24 protein-coding genes, 2 tRNA genes and 1 rRNA gene are annotated in these 20,293 nt (G+C 50.2%); 13 read left to right on the top strand and 14 right to left on the bottom strand.

The genetic code is table 11. From position 1 onward, the window contains the following. Positions 1-75 precede the first annotated feature (75 nt). The 4 genes from MTP40_RS03055 (at position 76) to MTP40_RS03040 (ending at position 3,423) form a co-directional block, all read left to right on the top strand. Positions 76-450 carry a hypothetical protein gene (locus MTP40_RS03055; protein ID WP_223388488.1) on the top strand — a complete coding sequence of 125 codons (375 nt, stop codon included), beginning with the start codon at positions 76-78 and terminating at the stop codon, positions 448-450. 385 nt (positions 451-835) lie between these two features. Beyond that, positions 836-1,054, top strand: coding sequence for a hypothetical protein (locus MTP40_RS03050; RefSeq protein ID WP_080545308.1), 219 nt, complete (start codon positions 836-838; stop codon positions 1,052-1,054). A 183-nt stretch (positions 1,055-1,237) separates the two neighbouring features. Beyond that, entirely contained in the window at positions 1,238-1,702 is a 465-nt protein-coding gene (locus MTP40_RS03045) for a hypothetical protein (protein WP_005924522.1), read from the top strand. Continuing rightward, entirely contained in the window at positions 1,699-3,423 is a 1,725-nt protein-coding gene (locus MTP40_RS03040; protein WP_442900435.1) for a recombinase family protein, read from the top strand. The genes MTP40_RS03045 and MTP40_RS03040 overlap by 4 nt, the downstream gene beginning before the upstream one ends. Positions 3,424-3,572: 149 nt before the next feature. Here MTP40_RS03040 and MTP40_RS03035 read toward each other — a convergent pair whose 3' ends face one another. Together MTP40_RS03035 and MTP40_RS03025 are read right to left on the bottom strand one after the other, a co-directional pair. Next, on the bottom strand, positions 3,573-6,389 hold the full coding sequence (locus MTP40_RS03035) for a heavy metal translocating P-type ATPase (RefSeq protein ID WP_330220928.1): 2,817 nt from the start codon (positions 6,387-6,389) through the stop codon (positions 3,573-3,575). Between the two features lie 73 nt (positions 6,390-6,462). After that, a complete protein-coding gene (locus tag MTP40_RS03025; RefSeq protein ID WP_015536701.1) occupies positions 6,463-6,819 on the bottom strand; it encodes an ArsR/SmtB family transcription factor in 357 nt (118 codons plus the stop codon). A gap of 232 nt (positions 6,820-7,051) precedes the next feature. Between MTP40_RS03025 and MTP40_RS03020 the strand changes: the two genes are divergently transcribed. The 4 genes from MTP40_RS03020 to MTP40_RS03005 are packed head-to-tail and all read left to right on the top strand — an operon-like array spanning position 7,052 to position 10,354. Continuing rightward, positions 7,052-7,579 (top strand): DUF6921 family protein, encoded by a 528-nt coding sequence (locus tag MTP40_RS03020; protein ID WP_005935827.1) that lies wholly within the window; start codon positions 7,052-7,054, stop codon positions 7,577-7,579. Next, on the top strand, positions 7,567-8,106 hold the full coding sequence (locus MTP40_RS03015; RefSeq protein ID WP_005935830.1) for a hypothetical protein: 540 nt from the start codon (positions 7,567-7,569) through the stop codon (positions 8,104-8,106). The genes MTP40_RS03020 and MTP40_RS03015 overlap by 13 nt, the downstream gene beginning before the upstream one ends. After that, on the top strand, positions 8,103-9,656 hold the full coding sequence (locus MTP40_RS03010; RefSeq protein WP_005935834.1) for an FAD-binding protein: 1,554 nt from the start codon (positions 8,103-8,105) through the stop codon (positions 9,654-9,656). Before MTP40_RS03015 ends, MTP40_RS03010 begins: the two co-directional genes overlap by 4 nt. Beyond that, positions 9,653-10,354, top strand: coding sequence for a succinate dehydrogenase/fumarate reductase iron-sulfur subunit (locus MTP40_RS03005; RefSeq protein WP_015536699.1), 702 nt, complete (start codon positions 9,653-9,655; stop codon positions 10,352-10,354). Before MTP40_RS03010 ends, MTP40_RS03005 begins: the two co-directional genes overlap by 4 nt. 44 nt (positions 10,355-10,398) lie before the next feature. Here the strand turns inward: MTP40_RS03005 and MTP40_RS03000 are convergent, their stop codons facing one another. Beyond that, positions 10,399-10,650: a DUF6061 family protein gene (locus tag MTP40_RS03000; RefSeq protein WP_149793693.1), complete on the bottom strand. Its 252-nt coding sequence runs from the start codon at positions 10,648-10,650 to the stop codon at positions 10,399-10,401. A gap of 487 nt (positions 10,651-11,137) precedes the next feature. On the opposite strand from MTP40_RS03000, the gene MTP40_RS02995 reads away from it, so the two are divergent. Next, positions 11,138-11,386: a DUF6061 family protein gene (locus MTP40_RS02995; RefSeq protein WP_249259794.1), complete on the top strand. Its 249-nt coding sequence runs from the start codon at positions 11,138-11,140 to the stop codon at positions 11,384-11,386. 19 nt (positions 11,387-11,405) lie between these two features. Here MTP40_RS02995 and MTP40_RS02990 read toward each other — a convergent pair whose 3' ends face one another. Continuing rightward, positions 11,406-11,744 (bottom strand): hypothetical protein, encoded by a 339-nt coding sequence (locus MTP40_RS02990; RefSeq protein WP_249259793.1) that lies wholly within the window; start codon positions 11,742-11,744, stop codon positions 11,406-11,408. Between the two features lie 343 nt (positions 11,745-12,087). Here MTP40_RS02990 and MTP40_RS02985 point away from each other — a divergent pair, with 343 nt between their 5' ends. Continuing rightward, the gene (locus MTP40_RS02985) at positions 12,088-12,348 is read left to right on the top strand and encodes a DUF6061 family protein (RefSeq protein ID WP_249259792.1); all 261 of its coding nucleotides are present in this window, start codon (positions 12,088-12,090) and stop codon (positions 12,346-12,348) included. 74 nt (positions 12,349-12,422) lie between these two features. Here MTP40_RS02985 and MTP40_RS02980 read toward each other — a convergent pair whose 3' ends face one another. The 7 genes from MTP40_RS02980 to MTP40_RS02950 form a co-directional block, all read right to left on the bottom strand. After that, positions 12,423-12,833, bottom strand: a complete 411-nt coding sequence (locus MTP40_RS02980; protein ID WP_227611581.1) for a hypothetical protein — start codon at positions 12,831-12,833, stop codon at positions 12,423-12,425. Between the two features lie 68 nt (positions 12,834-12,901). Beyond that, a complete protein-coding gene (locus tag MTP40_RS02975; RefSeq protein WP_249259791.1) occupies positions 12,902-13,066 on the bottom strand; it encodes a hypothetical protein in 165 nt (54 codons plus the stop codon). Between the two features lie 13 nt (positions 13,067-13,079). Beyond that, a complete protein-coding gene (locus tag MTP40_RS02970; RefSeq protein WP_249259790.1) occupies positions 13,080-13,409 on the bottom strand; it encodes a hypothetical protein in 330 nt (109 codons plus the stop codon). 32 nt (positions 13,410-13,441) lie between these two features. After that, positions 13,442-13,759, bottom strand: coding sequence for a zinc-ribbon domain-containing protein (locus MTP40_RS02965; RefSeq protein WP_097783549.1), 318 nt, complete (start codon positions 13,757-13,759; stop codon positions 13,442-13,444). Between the two features lie 192 nt (positions 13,760-13,951). Continuing rightward, positions 13,952-14,416 carry a DUF3592 domain-containing protein gene (locus MTP40_RS02960; RefSeq protein WP_015538140.1) on the bottom strand — a complete coding sequence of 155 codons (465 nt, stop codon included), beginning with the start codon at positions 14,414-14,416 and terminating at the stop codon, positions 13,952-13,954. Positions 14,417-14,596: 180 nt separating this feature from the next. Next, positions 14,597-15,262 (bottom strand): sigma-70 family RNA polymerase sigma factor, encoded by a 666-nt coding sequence (locus tag MTP40_RS02955; protein ID WP_249259789.1) that lies wholly within the window; start codon positions 15,260-15,262, stop codon positions 14,597-14,599. Beyond that, complete coding sequence (locus MTP40_RS02950) at positions 15,246-16,076, bottom strand: helix-turn-helix domain-containing protein (protein WP_249259788.1); 831 nt, start codon at positions 16,074-16,076, stop codon at positions 15,246-15,248. The genes MTP40_RS02955 and MTP40_RS02950 overlap by 17 nt, the downstream gene beginning before the upstream one ends. 686 nt (positions 16,077-16,762) lie before the next feature. Between MTP40_RS02950 and MTP40_RS02945 the strand changes: the two genes are divergently transcribed. The 3 genes from MTP40_RS02945 to MTP40_RS02935 are packed head-to-tail and all read left to right on the top strand — an operon-like array spanning position 16,763 to position 19,792. Next, on the top strand, positions 16,763-18,028 hold the full coding sequence (locus MTP40_RS02945) for a plasmid recombination protein (protein WP_249259787.1): 1,266 nt from the start codon (positions 16,763-16,765) through the stop codon (positions 18,026-18,028). 42 nt (positions 18,029-18,070) lie between these two features. Next, positions 18,071-18,385 (top strand): helix-turn-helix domain-containing protein, encoded by a 315-nt coding sequence (locus MTP40_RS02940; protein ID WP_097783233.1) that lies wholly within the window; start codon positions 18,071-18,073, stop codon positions 18,383-18,385. An 18-nt stretch (positions 18,386-18,403) separates the two neighbouring features. Continuing rightward, positions 18,404-19,792: a site-specific integrase gene (locus tag MTP40_RS02935; protein ID WP_249259786.1), complete on the top strand. Its 1,389-nt coding sequence runs from the start codon at positions 18,404-18,406 to the stop codon at positions 19,790-19,792. A gap of 162 nt (positions 19,793-19,954) precedes the next feature. Here MTP40_RS02935 and MTP40_RS02930 read toward each other — a convergent pair. The 3 genes from MTP40_RS02930 to rrf form a co-directional block, all read right to left on the bottom strand. Further along, positions 19,955-20,030, bottom strand: a tRNA-Lys gene (locus tag MTP40_RS02930). Positions 20,031-20,033: 3 nt separating this feature from the next. After that, positions 20,034-20,108: transfer RNA gene (locus MTP40_RS02925), tRNA-Glu, on the bottom strand. A gap of 7 nt (positions 20,109-20,115) precedes the next feature. Continuing rightward, positions 20,116-20,232: ribosomal RNA gene (gene rrf, locus MTP40_RS02920) — 5S ribosomal RNA — on the bottom strand. Positions 20,233-20,293 lie beyond the last annotated feature (61 nt).

Genomic DNA, 20,293 nt, shown 5'->3' with positions numbered 1-20,293 from the left:
GCCCTTGCGCCTGATATGAAATTGGAACTTTGATTTTCTCGCCCGGCTTTGCCACGGTGGGACGATCAAAGGAGCGTGCGTTTGAACAAAAAGAAAAAGTCCACAAACACTTCCCCCTATCCCGATGAAGCCATCGAACGTCTGGCACGGGCATTCTACCCGGCCATCCTTGCCTGCTGGAACAGTGAGGAAGGTCAGCGGGAGTTTGCCGCGTGGCAGGCGGAACAGGCTCATATCTCTGGCAAAGAAAAACAGGAAGTTCCCGCTTGCTGGGTATCCGTAAAACAGTTTTCGAAAAATGACACGGCAACTGCCTGTCAGGATTGGTTACGGAGTACCCGGCTAGGCCGAGGAAGCATCAAGTCCCATGTCCGCACCGTTAAGGTGTTGGGTATGGGGCTTTTTGCATTTCAGGAACGTATACACCTCTGGAAAGGTGTAACACACTAGACTTTGTACCAAAGTCGTGTGCCAAGGGTGCTGCGCCCCTTTGGAATCCCTGCTTACATCGCCTGTGGGCGATGTAGATTCGCCGCACAGAAAGCTCTCACAAAAGGCACACCCGGCTGTCTGCGGCGAGGAGAAGGCACTTCTGCGGAAGTGTAATAACCCACTATGACACTTTCATCCCTGTGGTCTGCAAAGTGTAGTGGGCTCTCCGAGGGGGAACGGCTGTATAGAGTGCGTTTCGGGCAAATCGCCGCATACGTGTATACGGAAGATGGGTACGCACGTACGCAGTAAATCGGCCAAGTTCTCCCATGTAGAGGGTGTAATTTCGATAAAGAACGTGGTATAATTGACTCAACAAATCGATTTGTGGAGGCGATTATTTATGAAAAAAGAAACCAAGAAATCTATCTTATTCTATGCAGCTTCTGCTCTGTTATATATGGCTTCACTTATTAGCTTCATAAGTGGAAATGATAATTCTATGGCTGTTGTATGGTTGTGTCTTGGTTCATCATTTCTTTGCCTTGGCTCGACGCATCTTTGTTTAGGTTTGTCTCGTAAGAAAAAGGGAAACGACAAAACCGATGCAAGCAATAAATAAATTCCTAGTATATCGCACTCACTCCTAAGCAGGGTTTGGGGCAGGCACGCCCCAACAAGAAGCTGTCCCAAAAGGGCAAGAATTTTCAAGAATTGAAAATTTGTGGCCACGGGACGATTCTTGCTCTCACGAAAACCCATACTTTTTGAAAATCCGCTTTTCGCAGCCAAAGGAGGATGCACCATGAAAAAAGAGATCGAAGCCTTCGTCAACGCAGCCAACGAGCAGGAGTTGGAAGCCGCATGGAATAACCTCTCGGCAGAGGAACAGCGAGTTTTCGAGCAGCTCATGGAGGAAGACTCACCCGAAGATGCACTGGCATTTTTTGCCCAGCTGTATGACGATGCCCCGAAGGAGCAAGCCAGCGAAACCGTGAGCATCTCCGAAAACGAAATCTATTTCAAGCGGCAGCCCTTGACCGAAGAGCAGAAGAAGCACGGCTCCTATGTAGATGAGAACGGCAATCTCCATGTCAAGAACCTGTCTGCATTCTGGATTCCTGAACTGACCACCACGGAGAAAGTCGGTCACACCACCTACACCGTGACCGGCAGCTATGAGGGCAAGGAATCCTTTTTGAAGAAACTGGAGCGCATTGTTGCCAAGAACGCCCAGCAAAAATTTGAAGATGAGGGTGCAGACGAATGACAACTGCGTCCAATTCTGCTATACTTGATCCGGTAACCAATCCTGTACTGACAGTTGCTCCACAGAATAAGGAGGACACAACAATGTCTGGAGCAACGAATAAAATCACCGCACTTTACTGCCGACTGTCGCAAGAGGACGCACGGCTCGGCGAAAGCCTGTCCATTGAGAACCAGAAGGTCATCCTTCTGGAATACGCCAAAAAGAACCACTTCCCGAACCCGGTGTTCTTTGTGGATGATGGCTACTCCGGCACGAACTATGACCGTCCCGGCTTTCAGAGTATGCTGGTCGAGATCGAAGCAGGGCGTGTAGGAATCGTTATCACGAAGGATTTGTCCCGACTGGGGCGCAATTCTGCCTTGACTGGTCTGTACACCAACTTCACCTTTCCCCAGTATGGCGTTCGCTACATCGCCATTAACGACAACTACGACACCATTGACCCGAACAGCGTAAACAACGATTTTGCGGGCATTAAGAACTGGTTCAACGAGTTTTACGCCCGCGATACCAGCCGCAAGATTCGGGCCGTTCAGAAGGCCAAGGGAGAGCGTGGAGTACCGCTGACGGTTAATGTTCCGTACGGCTATGTAAAAGACCCGGAGAACCCGAAGCATTGGCTTGTTGACCCGGAAGCGGCTGCGATTGTGAAGCGCATCTTCTCCATGTGCATGGAGGGACGTGGGCCGACCCAAATTGCGAACCAACTGTGGGCAGATAAAGTTCTGACTCCTACCGCCTACAAGTTGAGCCATGGCCGGAGCACAAACGCACCTGCCCCGGAAGACCCTTATCGCTGGGATAAAAGAGCAGTAAGTTTGATTCTGGAACGCCGGGAGTACACTGGCTGCACAGTCAACTTCAAGACCTATACTAACTCTATCTGGGATAAAAAGAGACATCTGAATCCTGTGGAAAATCAGGCTATCTTCCCGGATACACATGAGCGCATTATTGACGATGATGTGTTTGAAAAGGTTCAGGAGATTCGCAGCCAGCGTCACCGTATGACCCGAACAGGCAAGAGCAGCATTTTCTCCGGTATGGTCTACTGCGCTGACTGCGGTTCCAAGATGCAATATGGTTCGTCCAATAACAGGGACTTCAGTCAAGACTTCTTTGATTGCTCTCTGCACAAGAAGAACGGGAGCAAGTGCAAGGGACATTTCATCCGGGTAAAGGTTCTGGAAGGACGTGTGCTGAGTCATGTTCAGCGGGTGACGGACTACATTCTCCGTCATGAAAACTACTTCCGCAAGGTCATGGAGGAGCAGCTTCGTGTGGAAAGCAGCGAAAAGCTGACCGTCCTGAAGAAGCAGCTTGCCCGGAATGAGAAGCGGATTGTAGACCTCAAACGGCTGTTCATGAAAATCTACGAGGACAACGCCAATGGAAAGCTGAGCGATGACCGCTTCGACATGATGAGCCAGAGCTACGATGCCGAACAGAAGCAGCTGGAAGAGGAATCCCTCTCTATCCAACAGGAAATCGAAGTACAGGAACATCAAATCGAGAATATTGAAAAATTCGTCCAGAAAGCGCACAAGTACGTTCATATTGAAGAACTCACTCCCTATGCTCTCCGTGAACTGGTGTCGGCTATCTATGTAGATGCCCCGGATAAGTCCAGCGGAAAGCGGGTGCAGCACATCCATATCAAGTACGACGGGCTGGGGTACATCCCTCTGGATGAACTGGAAGCAAAAGAAAAGGCGTGACCGAAGTCACGCCAAATCTTCCCCATTTAGGGAACTTTTGCAAATACTGTTTTATGGGAACTCTGCTCTGGGGAACTCCCTGCCTTACTTATCGTGTGTGGATTTTTGCAGGGTGCGTCCGGGTGGGCGCACCCTGTTTTTGTTTGTGCTTATTTCTTCAGAATCCGCATTGCGTTCAGAACAGCGATGATCGTGACACCCACATCACCGAACACGGCTTCCCACATACCGGCCATGCCGAGTGCGCCCAGAACAAGGAACACGCTCTTGATGCCAAGAGCAATCACGATGTTCTGCATCACAATCCGTTTCGTAGCCTTTGCAACATCAATGGCTTCTACAAGTTTCGATGGTTCATCTGTCATCAGAACAACATCCGCAGCTTCAATCGCGGCATCCGAGCCAAGACCTCCCATGGCAATGCCGACATCTGCACGGGCAAGAACAGGGGCATCGTTGATGCCATCGCCCACGAAGGCGAGTTTGCTGCCCTGCCGTTTCTGCTTATCCAGCATTTCCAGCTTTTCGACCTTCTGGTCGGGCAAGAGCTGTGCATAATACGCATCCAGACCAAGTTCGTCTGCCACCGACTTGCCGATTCGCTCATCATCGCCGGTAAGCATAACAGTTTTTTCCACGCCGATCTTTTTCAGCTCTGCGATTGCGCACTTGCTGTCCGGCTTCACTTCATCTGCGATCAGGATACAGCCTACATAGCTACCATCCGCTGCTACATAGAACTTTGTTCCGGCTGCATCGCAAGCGGCATAGGCAATCTTTTCAGATTCCATCAGCTTACTGTTGCCAGCCAGTACCTTCTTTCCCTGCACCATAACGCTGATGCCGTGTCCTGAGATTTCCTCAAAGCCAGAGAACTGCTTCTGGTCGATTGGCTTTCCATAAGTCGCAAGAATCGACTTTGCGATCGGGTGGTTGGAATAACTCTCTGCCTGTGCAGCATACTCCAATACCTGCTCTTTCTGGTATCCGGCTGCCGGAATGATATTTGCGACCTCAAAAACACCCTTTGTTAAGGTGCCGGTCTTATCAAAGACCACCACGCTCACTTTGTTCAGTGCTTCCAGATAGTTGCTGCCCTTTACCAGCACACCGCGCTTGGATGCGGCACCAATACCGCCGAAGAAGGTCAGGGGAATAGAAATGACCAATGCACACGGGCAGGAAACGATCAGGAACACAAAACCTCTGCGCAACCACTCAGACCAGCCGCCGCCAAGGACGAGCGGCGGAATGATCGCCAACACAGCCGCCATTCCAACAACGACCGGCGTATAGTATCGTGCAAAGGTCGTGATGAAGTTCTCGGTGGGAGCTTTTCTTGCAGAAGCATTCTCCACAAGGTCAGTGATCTTCGATACCGTGGATTCCCCGAAGCTCTTTGTGACTTTCAGCGTCAGCAAACCGCTCTGGTTGATGCAGCCGGACAGGGCTTCATCGCCTTTGCGGATGCTTCTCGGCACAGATTCGCCGGTCAGTGCCTTGGTGTCCAGCATGGATTCGCCATCCACAACGATGCCATCCAGCGGGATTTTTTCACCGGGTTTTACCACGATGATCTCGCCCACCGCAACGCTTTCCGGAGAAACGACCTGCAATACGCCATTCCGCTTAACGGTCGCCGAATCCGGACGGATGTCCATAAGGTCAGAGATGGACTTTCTGGAACGCTTTACCGCCAGCGACTGGAAGAACTCTCCGACCTGATAGAACAGCATAACTGCAACAGCTTCCGGGTATTCCCCGATGGCAAATGCGCCGATCGTGGAAACACTCATCAGGAAATGCTCGTCAAACACCTGTCCTCTGGTGATATTTTTCACTGCCTGCCATACGACATCCCAGCCAAGAATCACATACGCCACAATCAGAAACGCCAGTTCCGCCAGAGTCGGCAGCTTTGCGAATACAGTCAATGCCATACCGATTGCATAGACCACAGCACCCACGGCAAGCCGTATCGTGCGCTTCTTATCCTCATCGTTATAGACCGCCGCTTTTTCATCCTTTTTGACAGGTGCAGTCGCTTCCAGCTGCTTTTCCGACACTTCAACATCCGGCTCATGGCTGTGTACGATCGTGGTAACGGTATCCAGTAAGGAAGCAGCTACCGATGTTCCAGCCTGAACAGTCAGCGTCTGGTTCATCAGATTCACGGTCGAAGAAGTCACGCCATCCAGCTCACCGACTTCTTTCTCGATCTTTGCTGAGCAGTTCGGGCAGTCCAAACCTTTCAGGAGATAGACTTTCGTCACCGCAGGTTCGGTCTTTTCCGACACTTCAACATCTGGCTCGTGGCTGTGGACGATCGTGGTAACGGTGTCCAGCAGGGAGGTAGCCACCGATGTTCCTGCCTGAACAGTCAATGTCTGGTTCATCAGATTCACGGTCGAAGAAGCCACGCCACCCAGCTCACCGACTTCTTTCTCGATCTTTGCTGAGCAGTTCGGGCAGTCCAGACCTTTCAGGAGATAGACTTTCGTCACCGCAGGTTCGGTCTTTTCCGACACTTCAACATCTGGCTCGTGGCTGTGGACGATCGTGGTAACGGTGTCCAGCAGGGAGGTAGCCACCGATGTTCCTGCCTGAACAGTCAATGTCTGGTTCATCAGATTCACGGTCGAAGAAGCCACGCCACCCAGCTCACCGACTTCTTTCTCGATTTTTGCTGAGCAGTTCGGACAATCCAGACCTTTCAGGAGATAGACCTTCGTCACCGCCGGTTCGGTCTTTTCCGACACCTCAACATCCGGTTCATGGCTGTGAACGATCGTTTCGACCTGTTCCGCCAGTGTTGCATCCGCAGACTTTTCTGACTGAACGGTCAGTGTCTGCTGCATTAAATTCACAACCGAGGATTCCACTCCCGGCAATGCTCCGACCTCTTTTTCTATCTTGGCGGAACAATTCGGGCAATCCAGACCTTTCAGGATGAATACTCTTTTCATTTTGACCTCCACTACGTTTTCTTAATTGTTCAATCGCTCAACTTAAAAGACAAAAAGATAATCGCTTGCGCGATCATCCTCTTAAATGCTCAAATCCCTTGTCGATGATCTCCTTTACATGATCATCCGCCAGCGAATAATACACGATCTGGGCCTCTCTGCGGAATTTGACCAGTCCGGCAAGCCGGAGTGCTTTCAGCTGGTGAGAGATCGCCGATTTGGTGACGCCCAGCAGAACCGCAAGGTCGCATACACACATCTCGCTCTGTTCCAGAGCATGAAGGATCTGCACTCTTGTGCCATCTCCGAACAGCTTGAAAAGCGATGCAAGCTGGATGTAGTCGTCTTTCGGCTGCATTTTGCCTTTTACATCGTTCACGATGTCCTCATGGATCACATCGCAATTACAGGTGTATAAAGAATTTGACATCAGACGTTCTCCTTGTTTTGTAGTTGAACAACCGTTCAATCATATTATATCTGCTCTTCCTACGTTGTCAAGAGGAAAAGTTAGCATCTGCTTCCTGCGATTTGTCGTCTAACAGACCTTGACAGCCTCCTTATTTCGCATACAATATAGTTGAGCGTTTACTCAACTGCCGTATTTTGCGCAGAAGATTTTTCATTTGAACAACCATGCAATAAATAAAAGAGGTCTGCCTGTGAAAGGAAAATTCATCACTCTGGTTCTGACATTGGGATTTCTTGCCGCGTTTGGCGTATTTATGCACTCGCCGCCCTCTATTCTGGATGGGCTGACCGGTGCGACCCCGAAAGCGAAACGTGCCGCACAGATGGCCGCACCGCTGGAGGGCAACTATCTGTTCTGCATCAACCCTGCGCTGGAACCGTTTTCCGATGCGGATTTCCGGAATGATCTGAAAGCATTTGTTTCCGGTGAGACAGAAGTCCTTTCCGATGCCGGACTGCCGCACATGACGCTTTCGGTCTGCGAAACAGACTATCCCTTGCTTTGCTATGCAACGGCTCTTTGTGAACGCCTGACTGCTGCCGGAGCAGATGTCACGTTGAAGCAGTACAGCGAAACCATGCTGCGTTCCCGTGCAATCAATGGGCGGTATCAACTGCTGCTGGTTTCGGAAAATACGCTTGATGCAACAGCATTGCCGGATGCAGACATCCTTCTGCTCTCCGCAGAAGAAATGGAGGACCCCTCATGCGAAAACTGAACACCATTCTCTCCGTTCTGCTACTTTTCATCTGTCTGCTTCATGGGCTGATGGGCAGTTTTATGTTGCTGGGCATCAGTTCCGGGGCAGGAAAGTTTCTGGCATGGATCGGCGTTGGCATTCTGGCGGCGCACACCGTCCTTGGGCTTTTGCTGACCGCACAGACATTCCGGGCTTCCCGGTCCGGCGGAAAACTCTACGGAAAGCAGAATGCTCTGTTCTGGGCAAGGCGCACCAGTGGGCTTGCTATTTTGCTCATGCTCTTTTTCCATATTGGCGTGTTCGGCAGAGTGCAGGACGGCGTATACATTCTGTTTCCGTTCACAACGGTCCGGCTGCTGACGCAGCTTTTACTGGTTGCTTCGGTATTTGTGCATCTTCTGCTCAATCTCCGACCCCTTCTGGTATCGCTGGGCATCGTCCGGGATAAGGAGCAGCGCGGCGACCTCTATCTGATTCTTTCTATACTGGTGCTGTTTGCTGCCGGTTCGATCATTCTATATTATATCGGGTGGAACAATGTATGAAACACACTTTGGTGATCGTGGGTGCAGGGCTGGCAGGGCTTTCCGCTGCTTTGACTGCTGTGAAAAACGGCTGGACGGTAAAGCTGGTGTCCTCCCTTGCCTCCGAGCGGGCGCAGTCTGTTATGGCAGAGGGCGGAATCAATGCAGCCTTGAATACCAAGGGAGAGGAGGATAGCCCGGAACAGCATTATACAGATACCCTGACCGCTGCCTGCGGACTTGCTGACCCGAATGCAGTCTGGGGGATGACGCAGGCTGCGTCCGAACTGGTGCGCAGCCTGCACCATCTGGGAGTACAATTCAACGTGACAGATGACGATGAACTCGACCTGCGGAATTTTGGCGGACAGAAGAAAAAGCGGACGGCCTTTGCACAAAGCGATACGGGAAAGCAGCTAATGACCGCTCTGATTGATGCTGTGCGCCGGGAAGAAAGCGCAGGAACGGTCGAACGCTTTCCACACCATAAGTTCCGCACCCTGCTGCTTTCCGGGAACATCTGCGGTGGCTGCACAGTGCAGGACACCTATACTGGCGAACTGCTGCGGTTTGTATGCGATGCCGTCCTGATTGCCACAGGCGGGCTGCATGGCTTATTCGGTGATACGACCGGCTCTCTTGCCAATACCGGAGAAGTCACCGCAGAACTGTTCCGTCTGGGCGTTCCGATGGCAAATCTTGAAATGATCCAGTACCACCCTACCACGGTCGAACTGGGCGAAAAACGGATGCTTCTGAGTGAGGCCGCCCGTGGTGAGGGCGGGCGGCTGTTTGCATTACGGAACGGGAAGCCGTGGTATTTCATGGAAGAAAAATATCCGGAACTCGGCAACCTGATGCCGCGTGACATCACCGCGCGGGAAGTCTGGACGGTCAGCCGTGACTATGAGGTGTTCCTTGATATGACAGAGCTTCCTAAAGAAGTCATGGAGCATAAACTTGCCGGACTGGTGGATGATTGTCAGACCTATCTGCACAAAGATATTCGCAAAGAACCCATTCCGATTTTGCCGGGTATCCACTACTTTATGGGAGGCATTCAGGTGGACGAGCGGCACCGCACTTCGATGCGGAATCTGTACGCTGCCGGTGAATGCTGCGCTCAGTACCATGGCGCAAACCGTCTGGGTGGAAATTCTCTTCTGGGTGCGATCTATGGAGGACAGATTGCTGCGGAAACTGCCTGCCGGGAAACAGTCAGTTCCCCCAATATGCCCTGTGCCGAAGAATCCCTTCTGCCCGAACTTTCCCCGGACGCTCAAATGCAGATGAATCGTATCCTGCTGAACGCACTCGGTGTCGTGCGGGATGCACAGACATTGGAAGCGGGCATTCAGGAAATCCGCAAACTGTCTGGCACCCTTCCGCTTCTGGGCTGTGCCATGCTGGAAAGTGCCCTCGCCCGAAAAGAAAGCCGGGGTGCGCACTGGCGGGCAGATTATCCCCAACGCAACGATGCCGTTTACTGCAAAACCACCGTGGCACACTGGAACGGGCAGCATATCGCCATCAGCTTTGAATCCATCCCCGAAAGGCGGCATGATTTATGAACTACACCATCCGAATCAAACGGCAGGAAAACCCGCAGGCTTCACCCTGCTGGCAGGAGTTTTCCTTTGAGGGAAGTGCGGACACCTCGATTGCTTCGGTGTTGAACGAGCTGAATCACCGCAGCCCTCTGTGCGAAAAGAGCGGAACGGTCGTTTCCCCCATTGCGTGGGAATGCGGCTGCATGATACGCAAGTGCGGTGCCTGTGCCATGCGGATCAATGGTCTGCCTCGTCTTGCCTGTTCCGTTTTTCTGCGGGACTGTAAGGGAAGCGTTGTTACTCTGGAGCCTTTGAGCAAATTCCCACTGGTGAAAGATCTGGTCGTAGACCGTTCCGTGATCTTTGAAGCACTGAAGCGGACAAAGCTGTGGCTGGAAGGAGATGCGTTCCAGACCAGCTATACGCACAGCCAGCGGTATCGATCTGCTAAGTGTCTGCTCTGTGGCTGCTGCTTGGAGGTCTGCCCGAACTTTGACCCGAACAGTGAATTTGCTGGAGCTGTTCTGCCCGTCAACGCTTACCGTATTCTGAACGAAGAACAGGATATTGCCCATCAGACAGAACTCGCAAATGCGTATCGTCAGCTTTATTTTGAAGGCTGCGGAAAATCTCTTGCGTGCCAGGACATCTGCCCAGCCGGAATCCCGGTCGAAGAACTGATGTCACGTTCCAATGCCGCAGCGGTCTGGAAGCGATAAAGTGTAAAAGGGTATGCGGTTTATAGCCGCATACCCTTTTATGCTTAATCTTCTAATCCGTGACTTCCCGCCACATTCTTCAGATACTCCTCTGGTTCGCCGTTCAGAATCAAGTCTGCATAGCCAAGCGGGTCATTGTAGATGAGATAATCTAACTCCAACCTCTGCGCCATGGTCACGTCCAATTCATCCTCGACCCCAGTGCAGTCAATGGAGATCGTTCTCCCATCCCGGAGCAGCAGCTCCACGCAGCCGGTATCCATGTTGAAATGGCAGGCTCTTGCATCGTACTTCATGTTTGTGTCCTTTCTGCCTTACGGCACCTTTACAGTTGTGACTTTTGTTATACGGTTCTTCTGATAAGGTTTTGGACACACAGCCGTCGGGAAGGAGCCTTCATTTTGCTTTCCGAAGAAAACAAAAAATCCGAACCCTTCTCCTATCGAGAAAAGGTTCGGATTTTCATGGTTTGGTGCACCTCCAGGGACTCGAACCCTGGGCCCACTGATTAAGAGAGCAAACCGCCGGTTCGTCTCAATTTATGGAAGTTTCGAGTCATCGTTATTTTTAATCAAATCAACGTGATTTTTCACCCAGCAATTTCTGCACCCTTTGTCGGATTTTGCAGCGAAAAGCACCCTCTGCACGTTTTGAAACCGTGCAAAATCCGTGCAGAAACCGTGCACTTACTCTCTGACAAACAAAATCGCCCTATTCCCTACCGGCTTGACGGCATTGGTTTGAGTGACCGCACATCAAAATCAAGTCTAGGAGGATATTACTATGATGAAACTGCTTTCCTGTCGCTTTAACATGGACACCAACCGGGTAGAAGCCCGATTTGAGGATGGCACCACCCTTGCCATTGACTGCATCGCCATTGAGGACGAATACGGCAGCACCCCGGCACAGCGGGCAGAACTGGACTGGCTGCTCTACAATAAGCCCTTGGAGTACGCCCAGCTTGTACTGGGTGGGGAGCTTGAACATTACCTCTCACTTGGCTGCGGCCATGGCAGACTAGAAGATTGACCTTTAATGAAAAATAGGATTACTGCAATCGAATACTGTATATCGTATCAAACTGATAGGGGTCAGATAACAAAACCTTTCCATTGGAAACTACCACAATATTTTCGCCTTCTTCAATTTGCGATAGCTGAATATTTCCTTTTAAGTATTCCGAAGCTCCCTGAATGAGATAGCAATCATTTGTACCGTACAGTTGATTGGGAGCGGTTGCATAGATAGAATTATCGCTTAAATCCACCTTTGTTACAGTAAGTTCCGATTTTGTCCTCTCCCACGGATGCAACAGGAAACCGCCTATAAGAATTGCTAGGGCCAAAGCTATACCAAAAGCAGTCAATTTCTTACTTGATTTCGTCATTTTAAGCACCTCTTCATCATAGCTCCATTTGAATTTTCTGAACGTCACATTTTTTCCGAACGATTGCAGCTATAAGAATCACATCAATGATATCATGATTATTGGCTTCTCTGTTTGAATAACGAATTTTAAGCCTGCTTTATTTCATCTGTCCACAATTCTTTTCAAAATCGTATAGCTGCACATAAATTTCCAGAAAACTTGTAGCGCAATCACAATTTTTCTTTTCACTCAGATAAACCACCACGGCAGTTCCAGCCACAGGTTATCCATATCCCCCACCGGCTTGACGGCATTGGTTTGAGTGGCCATACATCAAAATCAAGTCTAGGAGGACACTACTATGATGAAACTACTTTCCTGCCGCTACAATATGGACACCAACCGGGTGGAAGCCCGGTTTGAGGATGGCACTGTCCTTTCCCTTGACTGCATTGCCATCGAAGATGAGTACGGCAACACCCCGGCACAGCGGGCAGAACTGGATTGGCTGCTCTACAATAAGCCATTGGAGTACGCCCAGCTTGTGCTGAGTGGTGAGATTGAACACTACCTTTCACTTGGCTGTGACCATAGCAGATTTAGAGGATTGGCCTTTAATTAGAATATACAGATAAAACCGACAGCCATCTACTTGCGACTTGCAAATAGATGGCTGTCTATTATTAACTACGCATTTTAACAATGATTTTTCTTTTCAACAATCATTCCGATAACAAACGAAAGTAGGAAAACGAGCAGCCAAATCAAAACTCCATAGTGTGTCTTGAGCTGCCATACTTTTCCTATATACATATCCGGCGTGATTTTTGTGGCGTTTATTTTAATAATGAAATCGCCCAACACTTGTCCAATCAAAATTCCTGCCCAGTTTCCAGCCGTTGTGATAAGAGCCGCTTTATACATTTCCAGAAAACAGAAAGTAACGGATGCAACCCATACACACAAATAATAATGGGCTGCTGTCCATTCAAACAAGTAGATTTCATGAAACACTGTTTGAGAGAGAAGATAGCACACCACATATGCTAAAAATACGATCAGCAAAAATCCGAGACAAGTTTTCTTTTTTGATGCTGTGTTCTTCATACGGCTTTTGAATCCTATTCCAATGTGTACCGCCATCTTTGTGTTTCATTATAAAATAGCTTGACTGTTTACTTCGATACTATTTCGACAGTTGGCATCTTGCCTTCCAATCCAAGTTCATCATCTTCTGCAACTCTATAACTGGTAACATTTATTGAATACATATAATCTGAAATATCTGGATTTTCTTCATCGTCGGGAAGTTCAACTTCAAAAGTCTCAAACTCAAACACATAAGACGTTCCTTCAATAAGTTCGCCTGTCAAGTCCTTCTGGAAATGAAGCAAAAAGGCCTGTCTTGAAAGAAGTGAACAACGGCGATTGTTTTTCCCGGAAGCGCATAGTAATCGGGCAAGAGTTGCTCAACTGTGGCCATAAAAGAACCCGAAAACTGTGCAAAATGCTTTTGCTTTCGGCTATTTGCTGTTTCCCGTCATTATACCCTGCCTCGTAGCCAGCGGCATAGCCTTCTTCGTATTCCGCATTGTGCGCATCTGAACTTTGAGCATTATTTCCACAGCCAACCAATGTAAGTACTAGCATAAGGCCAAGAACTATTGTAGCCATCTTTTTCATACTGTTTCCTCCTTCCATGTTTTTCTTCGCCTTTATCGGACTTTTCCACAGTTTTTGCAAAATCGTTCGGAAGAATCATTTAATGTTCCACAGTCCGGGCAGTACCACCTACCATCTGGCATCGGTTCAACAGGCGAAGGCGTTTGGTGCGCCTTTGCCGGAGTTTGATTGGATGGTGCAGTAAACAACGGCGCAATATTCACATCTCTGCGTCCAACGCCAGCAAGGCTTCTAAAATCCCACGACTTAACTTCTTGTGCCAGCGTCCGTTTTGGTTCAATATACTGACCACACCGCTGGCAATATCGAACACCCAGCTTGTTTTCATAGCCGCAATTTTTACAAGTCATCAAAACTCCCTCCTTGCTTTTTGTTTATATAACGAAATTTAAGCCTGATTTATTTCGTTTGTTTACAAAATTTTCCAAAATCGTATAGATGCACATAAATTTTCTGAAAATTTGTAGCACAATCGCAATCTTCTTTTAAATAAACACGCTATAAGGACAAATTTTTTGTTTTACCTCGATTGAAAGCTATCTTTAGCTTTCTGGTTTGAGAACTGTACTTCGGGCCGGATTCTTTGGGTCTACTAGAATTTTTATTGGTGCCCCTTTCGGAATACATGGATTGAACCAAAACCACTGCGACTTGCCATTATAGGTTTCACCTTTAACTTTATACTGATAATGTACCACATATGGATAGATTACATCCTCATCGGCAAGGTGGTAGGTACTCATATGAAATTTTATATGTACCCGTTTTGTTGCTGTAACCTTTCCGATGATTCTTGTTCCATTTTTCAAAAGTTCTGCCTTTTTATAGTCAGAAATAATCGCCAATCCGATAATTATACCTGCTACAATCCATGCTAATATCGCAGCCACCCAAATACCAGACTTACACGCTCCAACCGATATAATTGCCGCCACGAACATTCCGACATATGCCATTGTATGAATAAGATCTTTTGAAAAAAACATTTTATCTCGTGTAATTTTCATAAAACGGCATCCTCCTCAAATCCTACAGTCGGTAATCAGCGGCTCCGTGAAATCAACGTTCCTTAGATACTTAGATTTAATCCTATTTTGTTTCATCCGTCTACAAAATTTCTCAAAATCGTATAGTTGCACATAAATTCCCATAAAGCTCGTAGCACAATCACGATTTTTTCTTTTCATTCAGATAAACCACCACGGCAGTTCCAGCCAAAGGTTATCCATGGCCTGTTCCTCCGTCTTTTTGGCGCGGCCTTTCGTCAGGTGAAAGTATATCGCCGTGCCGATCAGCGGATGCTCCTCGCCATCGGTGAAGCCATAGCGGTACAGAAGATAGGTCTGCTCCCGCTGGCTCAGCCGTTTCAGAGCATCGTACAGTTCCCGGCGCGATTCCTGTTCTTCCATAATACTCTGCGGCTGCATGGCGTAGGGGTCGGCTATGGCTTCAATGCGCCGTAGTTGTTCCTCTCCCGGCAGAACATCGTCCAGCGAAACGCGCTGGTAGCAGACGCCGTCCTTGTCCTCCGTTACCATCCGCTGCTCAAAAGCGGCAAAGGCATCCCGTACCATGTCCATCATGGCGTTGCGAATGGCAGGAGCCGCATAGGTCAGGAACTTCATGCCGCGCACTGCATCGAACTTCGGCACAGCTTTCCACAATCCCAGATTGCCTGCCTGTTTCAAATCGTCCGTGTCAAGGTTCAGGCCAGACTGTGCCAGATTCATGCTGCGGAAAAGGTCATTTGCCACCTTGCCGATAAAGGACTTGTTGTTGTCGATCAGGCTGTCCAGCGCGGCGGCATCGCCTTTCTGTGCCAGCGCACAAAGCCGTTCATTCGTCTGCTTCATGGGCGTTTTCCTGCTCTGCGGCGGACTGCAAGATTCCCAACAGACCGCTCCGCAGCTGTTCCAGTGCTTCCGGCGTGGCTCCTTCCATGCCCGAAACACTGTCCAACATTGCGTCTGTCAGCTGCTCTGCCGTAATCGTTGGGTGCTGCACATCCTGCCCTTTAGTCAATTCGGTGAACATCTTCTCGGCCACTTTCTTGCTCATGGCTTCCTGTTCGGCGTAATGGCTCCCGATGCCCTTTTTGATTTCCTTGACCGCCGCCATGAAGTACATCTCGATATCATCAAGATCACCTTGATACACCGGCTTTCTCCGAAGGCTGATGTCCTTTGCGGCTTTGGCTGCCTCCGGGGTCTTGACCCTTGTGCGCAGCAGGGTGCTCAGTGTCGTGAGCATGGCGTTCTGTGCCGCGATACCGGATGCAAAGGTATCATCAAAATACTGCGCTATGCGGTAAGTAAGCTCTGCAAAGCGGGCGTTTTCCAGCAGCAGATTGACCACCCCTGCATTGACACGCCCTGTGTAGAGGTTCTTTGCGGCTTCTACGGACAAACCCAGTTCGGCAATATCATAGTTCTTGCGGTCAGGGATGTTGGTTTCTCCCAGCAGAAAATCCGTGGACACGTTGAACAGCCTTGCAATCTTTAGCACCTGCTCATGGGTCAGGGTTCCTTTCGCACCACTGATAAAACGGCTGATAGTGCTTTTAGAGCAGCCGATCTCCTTGGCAAGCTCCGGTTGGCTAATGTTGCGTTCTTTCATCAAGTCCGCAAGACGGACGTTGGACGGTGCGGGCAGATATTCCTGTGCCATGTGATCGGCCCTCCTTTTTGAGCTTTTTCCTCATTATAATACGCTCTGCCGTTTTGTTCAATATACGGTTACCTCTCCACCCTTGCTGTTGCGGCCCTGCAACCAGTAAGGGCTTTTTTCTTTTTTCGTTGCAGTTTTGCCGTTTTTTCGCCCTTTCTGCAAAATTCTCCGTATATTCAGGCACAAGGCAAAAAACACCAGAGTTCCCACTTTGGGGTACTCTGGTGCAGTACATAACATCGCCCTGCCCGGTGGCCGCAGGGTGCGGGGCTTTGTGGGCATCGAGCCGCTTGTCCACCCCTGTCCATAAAAAGTGCATTTTTTCACGGAAGAAGTTCGTACAACCTGTACGGTCTGTACTTGTACGCACCCGTACGGCAAATTGAAGCGAATTCAAACGTGTTATCGTTTGTATTTCAGATTTCTGTACGCCGTACAGACCGTACAGGTTATTTGAAGTCCGTACGCAATTTTTTCAGATGCGTACGGAGCAATCAAGTTCGCATTGTGCGAACTTGATCGTAGCTCTCCCGCAGGAGACGTTCTCCCTCGGAGAGTCCTCGAAGAGCCCACTACACTTTGCAGCCCATAGGGATGAAAGTGTCATAGTGGGTTATTACACTTCCGGGGAAGTGCACCTCCGTCCCCCGTCACCTCCCGATGAACCCCGAAAGGAGGGATGCCCTTTGGCAAGAAATGATGGTATTGACCGCACCAGCGTCCGAAACCTCGCCGTTTCGGACAAGGCCGTTGGCAACACTCAGCAGCACAACGAGCGCGAAAAGGACAGCTATCGAAACCCCGACATTATCCCCCAGCGCACTGCATGGAACATCCACTTCAAAAAGCCAACCGCCAGCTACACCGACCTATTCGCCCAACTGGAAGCCGCCGAAACCATCTCCACGCGCGGCTTGAAGCCGGATGCTACCCACTACTGTGAACTTGTCTTTGATGTCAACTCGGCCTACTTTGACAATCACGGCGGCTACGAGTTCGCCAAGCAGTTCTATGAGGATGCCTACAAAGCAGCCGTTCAGATCGTGGGTGGTGAGCAGTATATCCTCTCGGCAGTCATGCACGCCGATGAGATCAACCGCGCCATGACCGAAGCATTAGGCCGGGAGGTCTACCACTACCATCTTCATGTGGTCTATGTGCCTGTGGTGGAAAAGCAAATCCTCTGGTCGAAACGCTGCAAGGACAAGGCACTGGTCGGCACCGTCAAGGAGACTGTCATGCAGGTCAGCCGGAGCAAGAAGTGGGCATCCAAGCCCCTGCTGGACGATGCTGGAAAGCCTGTCCTGCAAAAGAGCGGCAAGCCAGTCCTGAAGAAGTCGTACAGCGTCCTGCAAGACGATTTCTTCAACTATATGCGCAATGCCGGGTACACGGATGTAGAGCGCGGTGAGCGCGGCAGCACCGAAGAACACCTGACCGTCACCCAGTTCAAAGTCCAGCGGGAGCAGGAACGTCTGGACAGCCTGACCGCCCAAGCCGACCAAAAGGCGCAGTCGCTTGCCAAAACCAGTCAGACCCTCTCCAAAAAGGAGAAGGAACTTGCCGCTGTGCAGAAAAAGGCCACGCTCACGAAAGAAGCCCTCATTCATGCGCGCGATCTGGATTATATCGGCAAGCGCACCTTTCTCGGTAACTACTCGCTGACCGAAGAAGAATTTTCCAAGCTGAAAAAGCAAGCCGACCACGGCTATATGATGGACGTGGAGAACCGCCGCTTGAAAGAAGAACTTTCCACCGCCAAGAAGGAGGCCGTTCGTTGGAGCAACAAGTACCACGACCTGTGGTACGACGTGAAACCCTATCTGGATGCTCTCCACCGTGCGCCCGAACTGGTGCGCGGCTTTCTGGAAAAGATTCTTGCCCCCAAGCAGGAGCGCACCATGAATGTGCAGCAGCGAAACCGCAGGCGTGGGCAGGATGTAGAACTTTAAGCTGAATTTTTAGATGATATGACAATACAAGGAGAAATGCTTATGGATTTTGACCGTAATTCTATGACCGTCCCTGTGCAATCTTCCGATTATACGAAAAAGTTCTTGCAAAAGGACTCGAATCCCACTACAATGGAAGTGGTCACTCAAACCAATGCCGTCAAGTCTCCGACTGACAGCCCGGCAACTACAAAGCTGGTGTACACGGTGGAAGAGATCGCACGAATGCTGGCCATCAGTCTGCGCTCTGCTTACAACCTGTGCAACAGCACCACCGAATTCCGTGTCCTGCGGGTAGGCGGAAGCATCCGTGTGCCGAAGGACAGCTTCGATGCGTGGCTCTACCGGGCAGCTTGATAAGAGGAGGCAAACAGTATGGCATATATTACGAAGCGCGGCAACTCTTACAGCGTCCGCTACACCTACGAAGATGAACACGGCAAGAGCTGCGACAAATGGGAAAGTTTTCCTACAAAAGAGGAGGCAACGAACCGAAAGAAGCAGATCGAACATGAACTGGCAGCTGGCACATTCCTGATTCCGTCCTCGGTGACGGTGGCAGAGTTCCTCATGGATTGGCTGCCCAAGCAGTGCAGCAAGCACAAGTGGGCCCCCAAAACCTACGAATCCAATCTTTCCACCATCCAGAATCTGATTATCCCCTATATCGGCAGCATGGAGATGCAGAAACTCAAGCCCTACCACATGGAAAACCTCTATACGACCCTGAGCAAAACGCCCTGCGGTTCGTATATCGAGGGAAAGAAGCAGGAATTGACCGAAAAGCAGAAGCAGCGATTCCTTTCCGGCACGACGATCCATGAGGTGCATCGGCTGCTGGGCACAGCGTTCCAGTACGCCGTGGAATGGGGCATTCTTGTCAAAAGTCCTGTTCCTGTGGACAGCCCCAAGAAGTCCACGCAGGAGCGCACCATCTGGACGGTAGAGGAAATGCGGGCGGCTCTGGACAGCATGGAGGACCCCATCCTGCATCTGGCAGTCCATCTCACACTGGTGGGCGCGCTGCGAGAAGGCGAGATCGTTGGTCTGACCCCAGAGGATATTGACTTTGATGCTGCGGACGGTATCGGAACCTTCCGTATCAACAAATCCATGCAGCGGGTGCGAAAAGAAGCCCTGAACCAAGTGGACGATGGCTGCATCATCAAGGTATTCCCGGACAAGCTGGAGCGCAGCACCACTTCCCTCATCCTGAAAAGCACCAAAACCGCATCCTCCTGCCGCACCATCTTCATGACCTCTGCACTAAAAGAAGAATTGAAGAAGTGGCTGAATCAGCTGGTGGCAGACGAGAGAAAAGACCCGACACGCTATCATGACAGCGGAATGCTGTTCCGTCTGCCCAACGGTCTGGCGGTGGAGCCGGTGCTCATCCGCAAGAAGTTTCTGAAATGGCAGGATGCCCACCCGGAGTTCCCCCGCATTGTCTTTCACGGTTTGCGGCATTCCAGTGCCACCTATCAGCTGATGATCTCCGGCGGCGATGTGAAGGCCGTTCAGGGTACCACAGGACACGCCACGGCGGATATGCTGGTGAACACCTACGCTCATATCCAGCAGTCCTCTCGTGTAGAACTGGGCAGGAAATTTGAGGAAGGGTTCTATGCTAAACAGGAAAGCCCCAGCCCGCAGGCTGTACCCGCCGCAGGCGAACCGACCATCTCCATGACCGCTCTGCTGGAACTTCTGAAGGACGCAGACCCCGAAGTAAAGGCGCAGCTCCGTCTGGCTCTGCTGACCTGATGCAAAATTTACCACGCATTTCAAAGCAATTCCAGCCCATGCAGAGGATTCCCACGAAAACGCCGACCGTGCAAAAACCGTGCATTGACCGTGCAAACCCCGATTTTTCGGGGTTACATAACAAAAAAGAACGTCAAATCTTACGATTTGACGTTCAATATCTGGTGCACCTCCAGGGACTCGAACCCTGGGCCCACTGATTAAGAGTCAGTTGCTCTACCAACTGAGCTAGAGGTGCATATGGTGACCCGTACCGGAATCGAACCGATGTTAAAGGCGTGAGAGGCCTCTGTCTTAACCGCTTGACCAACGGGCCATATAAAAGTCGGCGACTACCTATTTTCACGCGCCGTTTCCAGCGAACTATCTTGGGCACGAGTGAGCTTAACTTCTGTGTTCGGAATGGGAACAGGTGGAACCTCACCGTCATCGTCACCGACCAATATGACTGGCTCAGTATAACATTTCTGTTCTACTTTGTCCAGTGTTTCTTAGAAGGAC

The organism is Faecalibacterium sp. IP-3-29, assembly GCF_023347335.1.
GTDB lineage: Bacteria > Bacillota > Clostridia > Oscillospirales > Ruminococcaceae > Faecalibacterium > Faecalibacterium duncaniae.
The sequence above is the reverse complement of the archived record's forward strand: the minus strand, read 5'-3'. Positions and strand labels throughout refer to the sequence as shown.

Coding starts and splice junctions, on each gene's coding strand:
- MTP40_RS03050 (WP_080545308.1), top strand. CDS start 836: ATGAAAAAAGAAACCAAGAAATCTATCTTATTCTATGCAGCTTCTGCT.
- MTP40_RS03045 (WP_005924522.1), top strand. CDS start 1,238: ATGAAAAAAGAGATCGAAGCCTTCGTCAACGCAGCCAACGAGCAGGAG.
- MTP40_RS03040 (WP_442900435.1), top strand. CDS start 1,699: ATGACAACTGCGTCCAATTCTGCTATACTTGATCCGGTAACCAATCCT.
- MTP40_RS03035 (WP_330220928.1), bottom strand. CDS start 6,389: ATGAAAAGAGTATTCATCCTGAAAGGTCTGGATTGCCCGAATTGTTCC.
- MTP40_RS03025 (WP_015536701.1), bottom strand. CDS start 6,819: ATGTCAAATTCTTTATACACCTGTAATTGCGATGTGATCCATGAGGAC.
- MTP40_RS03015 (WP_005935830.1), top strand. CDS start 7,567: ATGCGAAAACTGAACACCATTCTCTCCGTTCTGCTACTTTTCATCTGT.
- MTP40_RS03010 (WP_005935834.1), top strand. CDS start 8,103: ATGAAACACACTTTGGTGATCGTGGGTGCAGGGCTGGCAGGGCTTTCC.
- MTP40_RS03005 (WP_015536699.1), top strand. CDS start 9,653: ATGAACTACACCATCCGAATCAAACGGCAGGAAAACCCGCAGGCTTCA.
- MTP40_RS03000 (WP_149793693.1), bottom strand. CDS start 10,650: ATGAAGTACGATGCAAGAGCCTGCCATTTCAACATGGATACCGGCTGC.
- MTP40_RS02995 (WP_249259794.1), top strand. CDS start 11,138: ATGATGAAACTGCTTTCCTGTCGCTTTAACATGGACACCAACCGGGTA.
- MTP40_RS02990 (WP_249259793.1), bottom strand. CDS start 11,744: ATGACGAAATCAAGTAAGAAATTGACTGCTTTTGGTATAGCTTTGGCC.
- MTP40_RS02985 (WP_249259792.1), top strand. CDS start 12,088: ATGATGAAACTACTTTCCTGCCGCTACAATATGGACACCAACCGGGTG.
- MTP40_RS02980 (WP_227611581.1), bottom strand. CDS start 12,833: ATGAAGAACACAGCATCAAAAAAGAAAACTTGTCTCGGATTTTTGCTG.
- MTP40_RS02970 (WP_249259790.1), bottom strand. CDS start 13,409: ATGAAAAAGATGGCTACAATAGTTCTTGGCCTTATGCTAGTACTTACA.
- MTP40_RS02965 (WP_097783549.1), bottom strand. CDS start 13,759: ATGACTTGTAAAAATTGCGGCTATGAAAACAAGCTGGGTGTTCGATAT.
- MTP40_RS02960 (WP_015538140.1), bottom strand. CDS start 14,416: ATGAAAATTACACGAGATAAAATGTTTTTTTCAAAAGATCTTATTCAT.
- MTP40_RS02955 (WP_249259789.1), bottom strand. CDS start 15,262: ATGAAGCAGACGAATGAACGGCTTTGTGCGCTGGCACAGAAAGGCGAT.
- MTP40_RS02950 (WP_249259788.1), bottom strand. CDS start 16,076: ATGGCACAGGAATATCTGCCCGCACCGTCCAACGTCCGTCTTGCGGAC.
- MTP40_RS02940 (WP_097783233.1), top strand. CDS start 18,071: ATGGATTTTGACCGTAATTCTATGACCGTCCCTGTGCAATCTTCCGAT.
- MTP40_RS02935 (WP_249259786.1), top strand. CDS start 18,404: ATGGCATATATTACGAAGCGCGGCAACTCTTACAGCGTCCGCTACACC.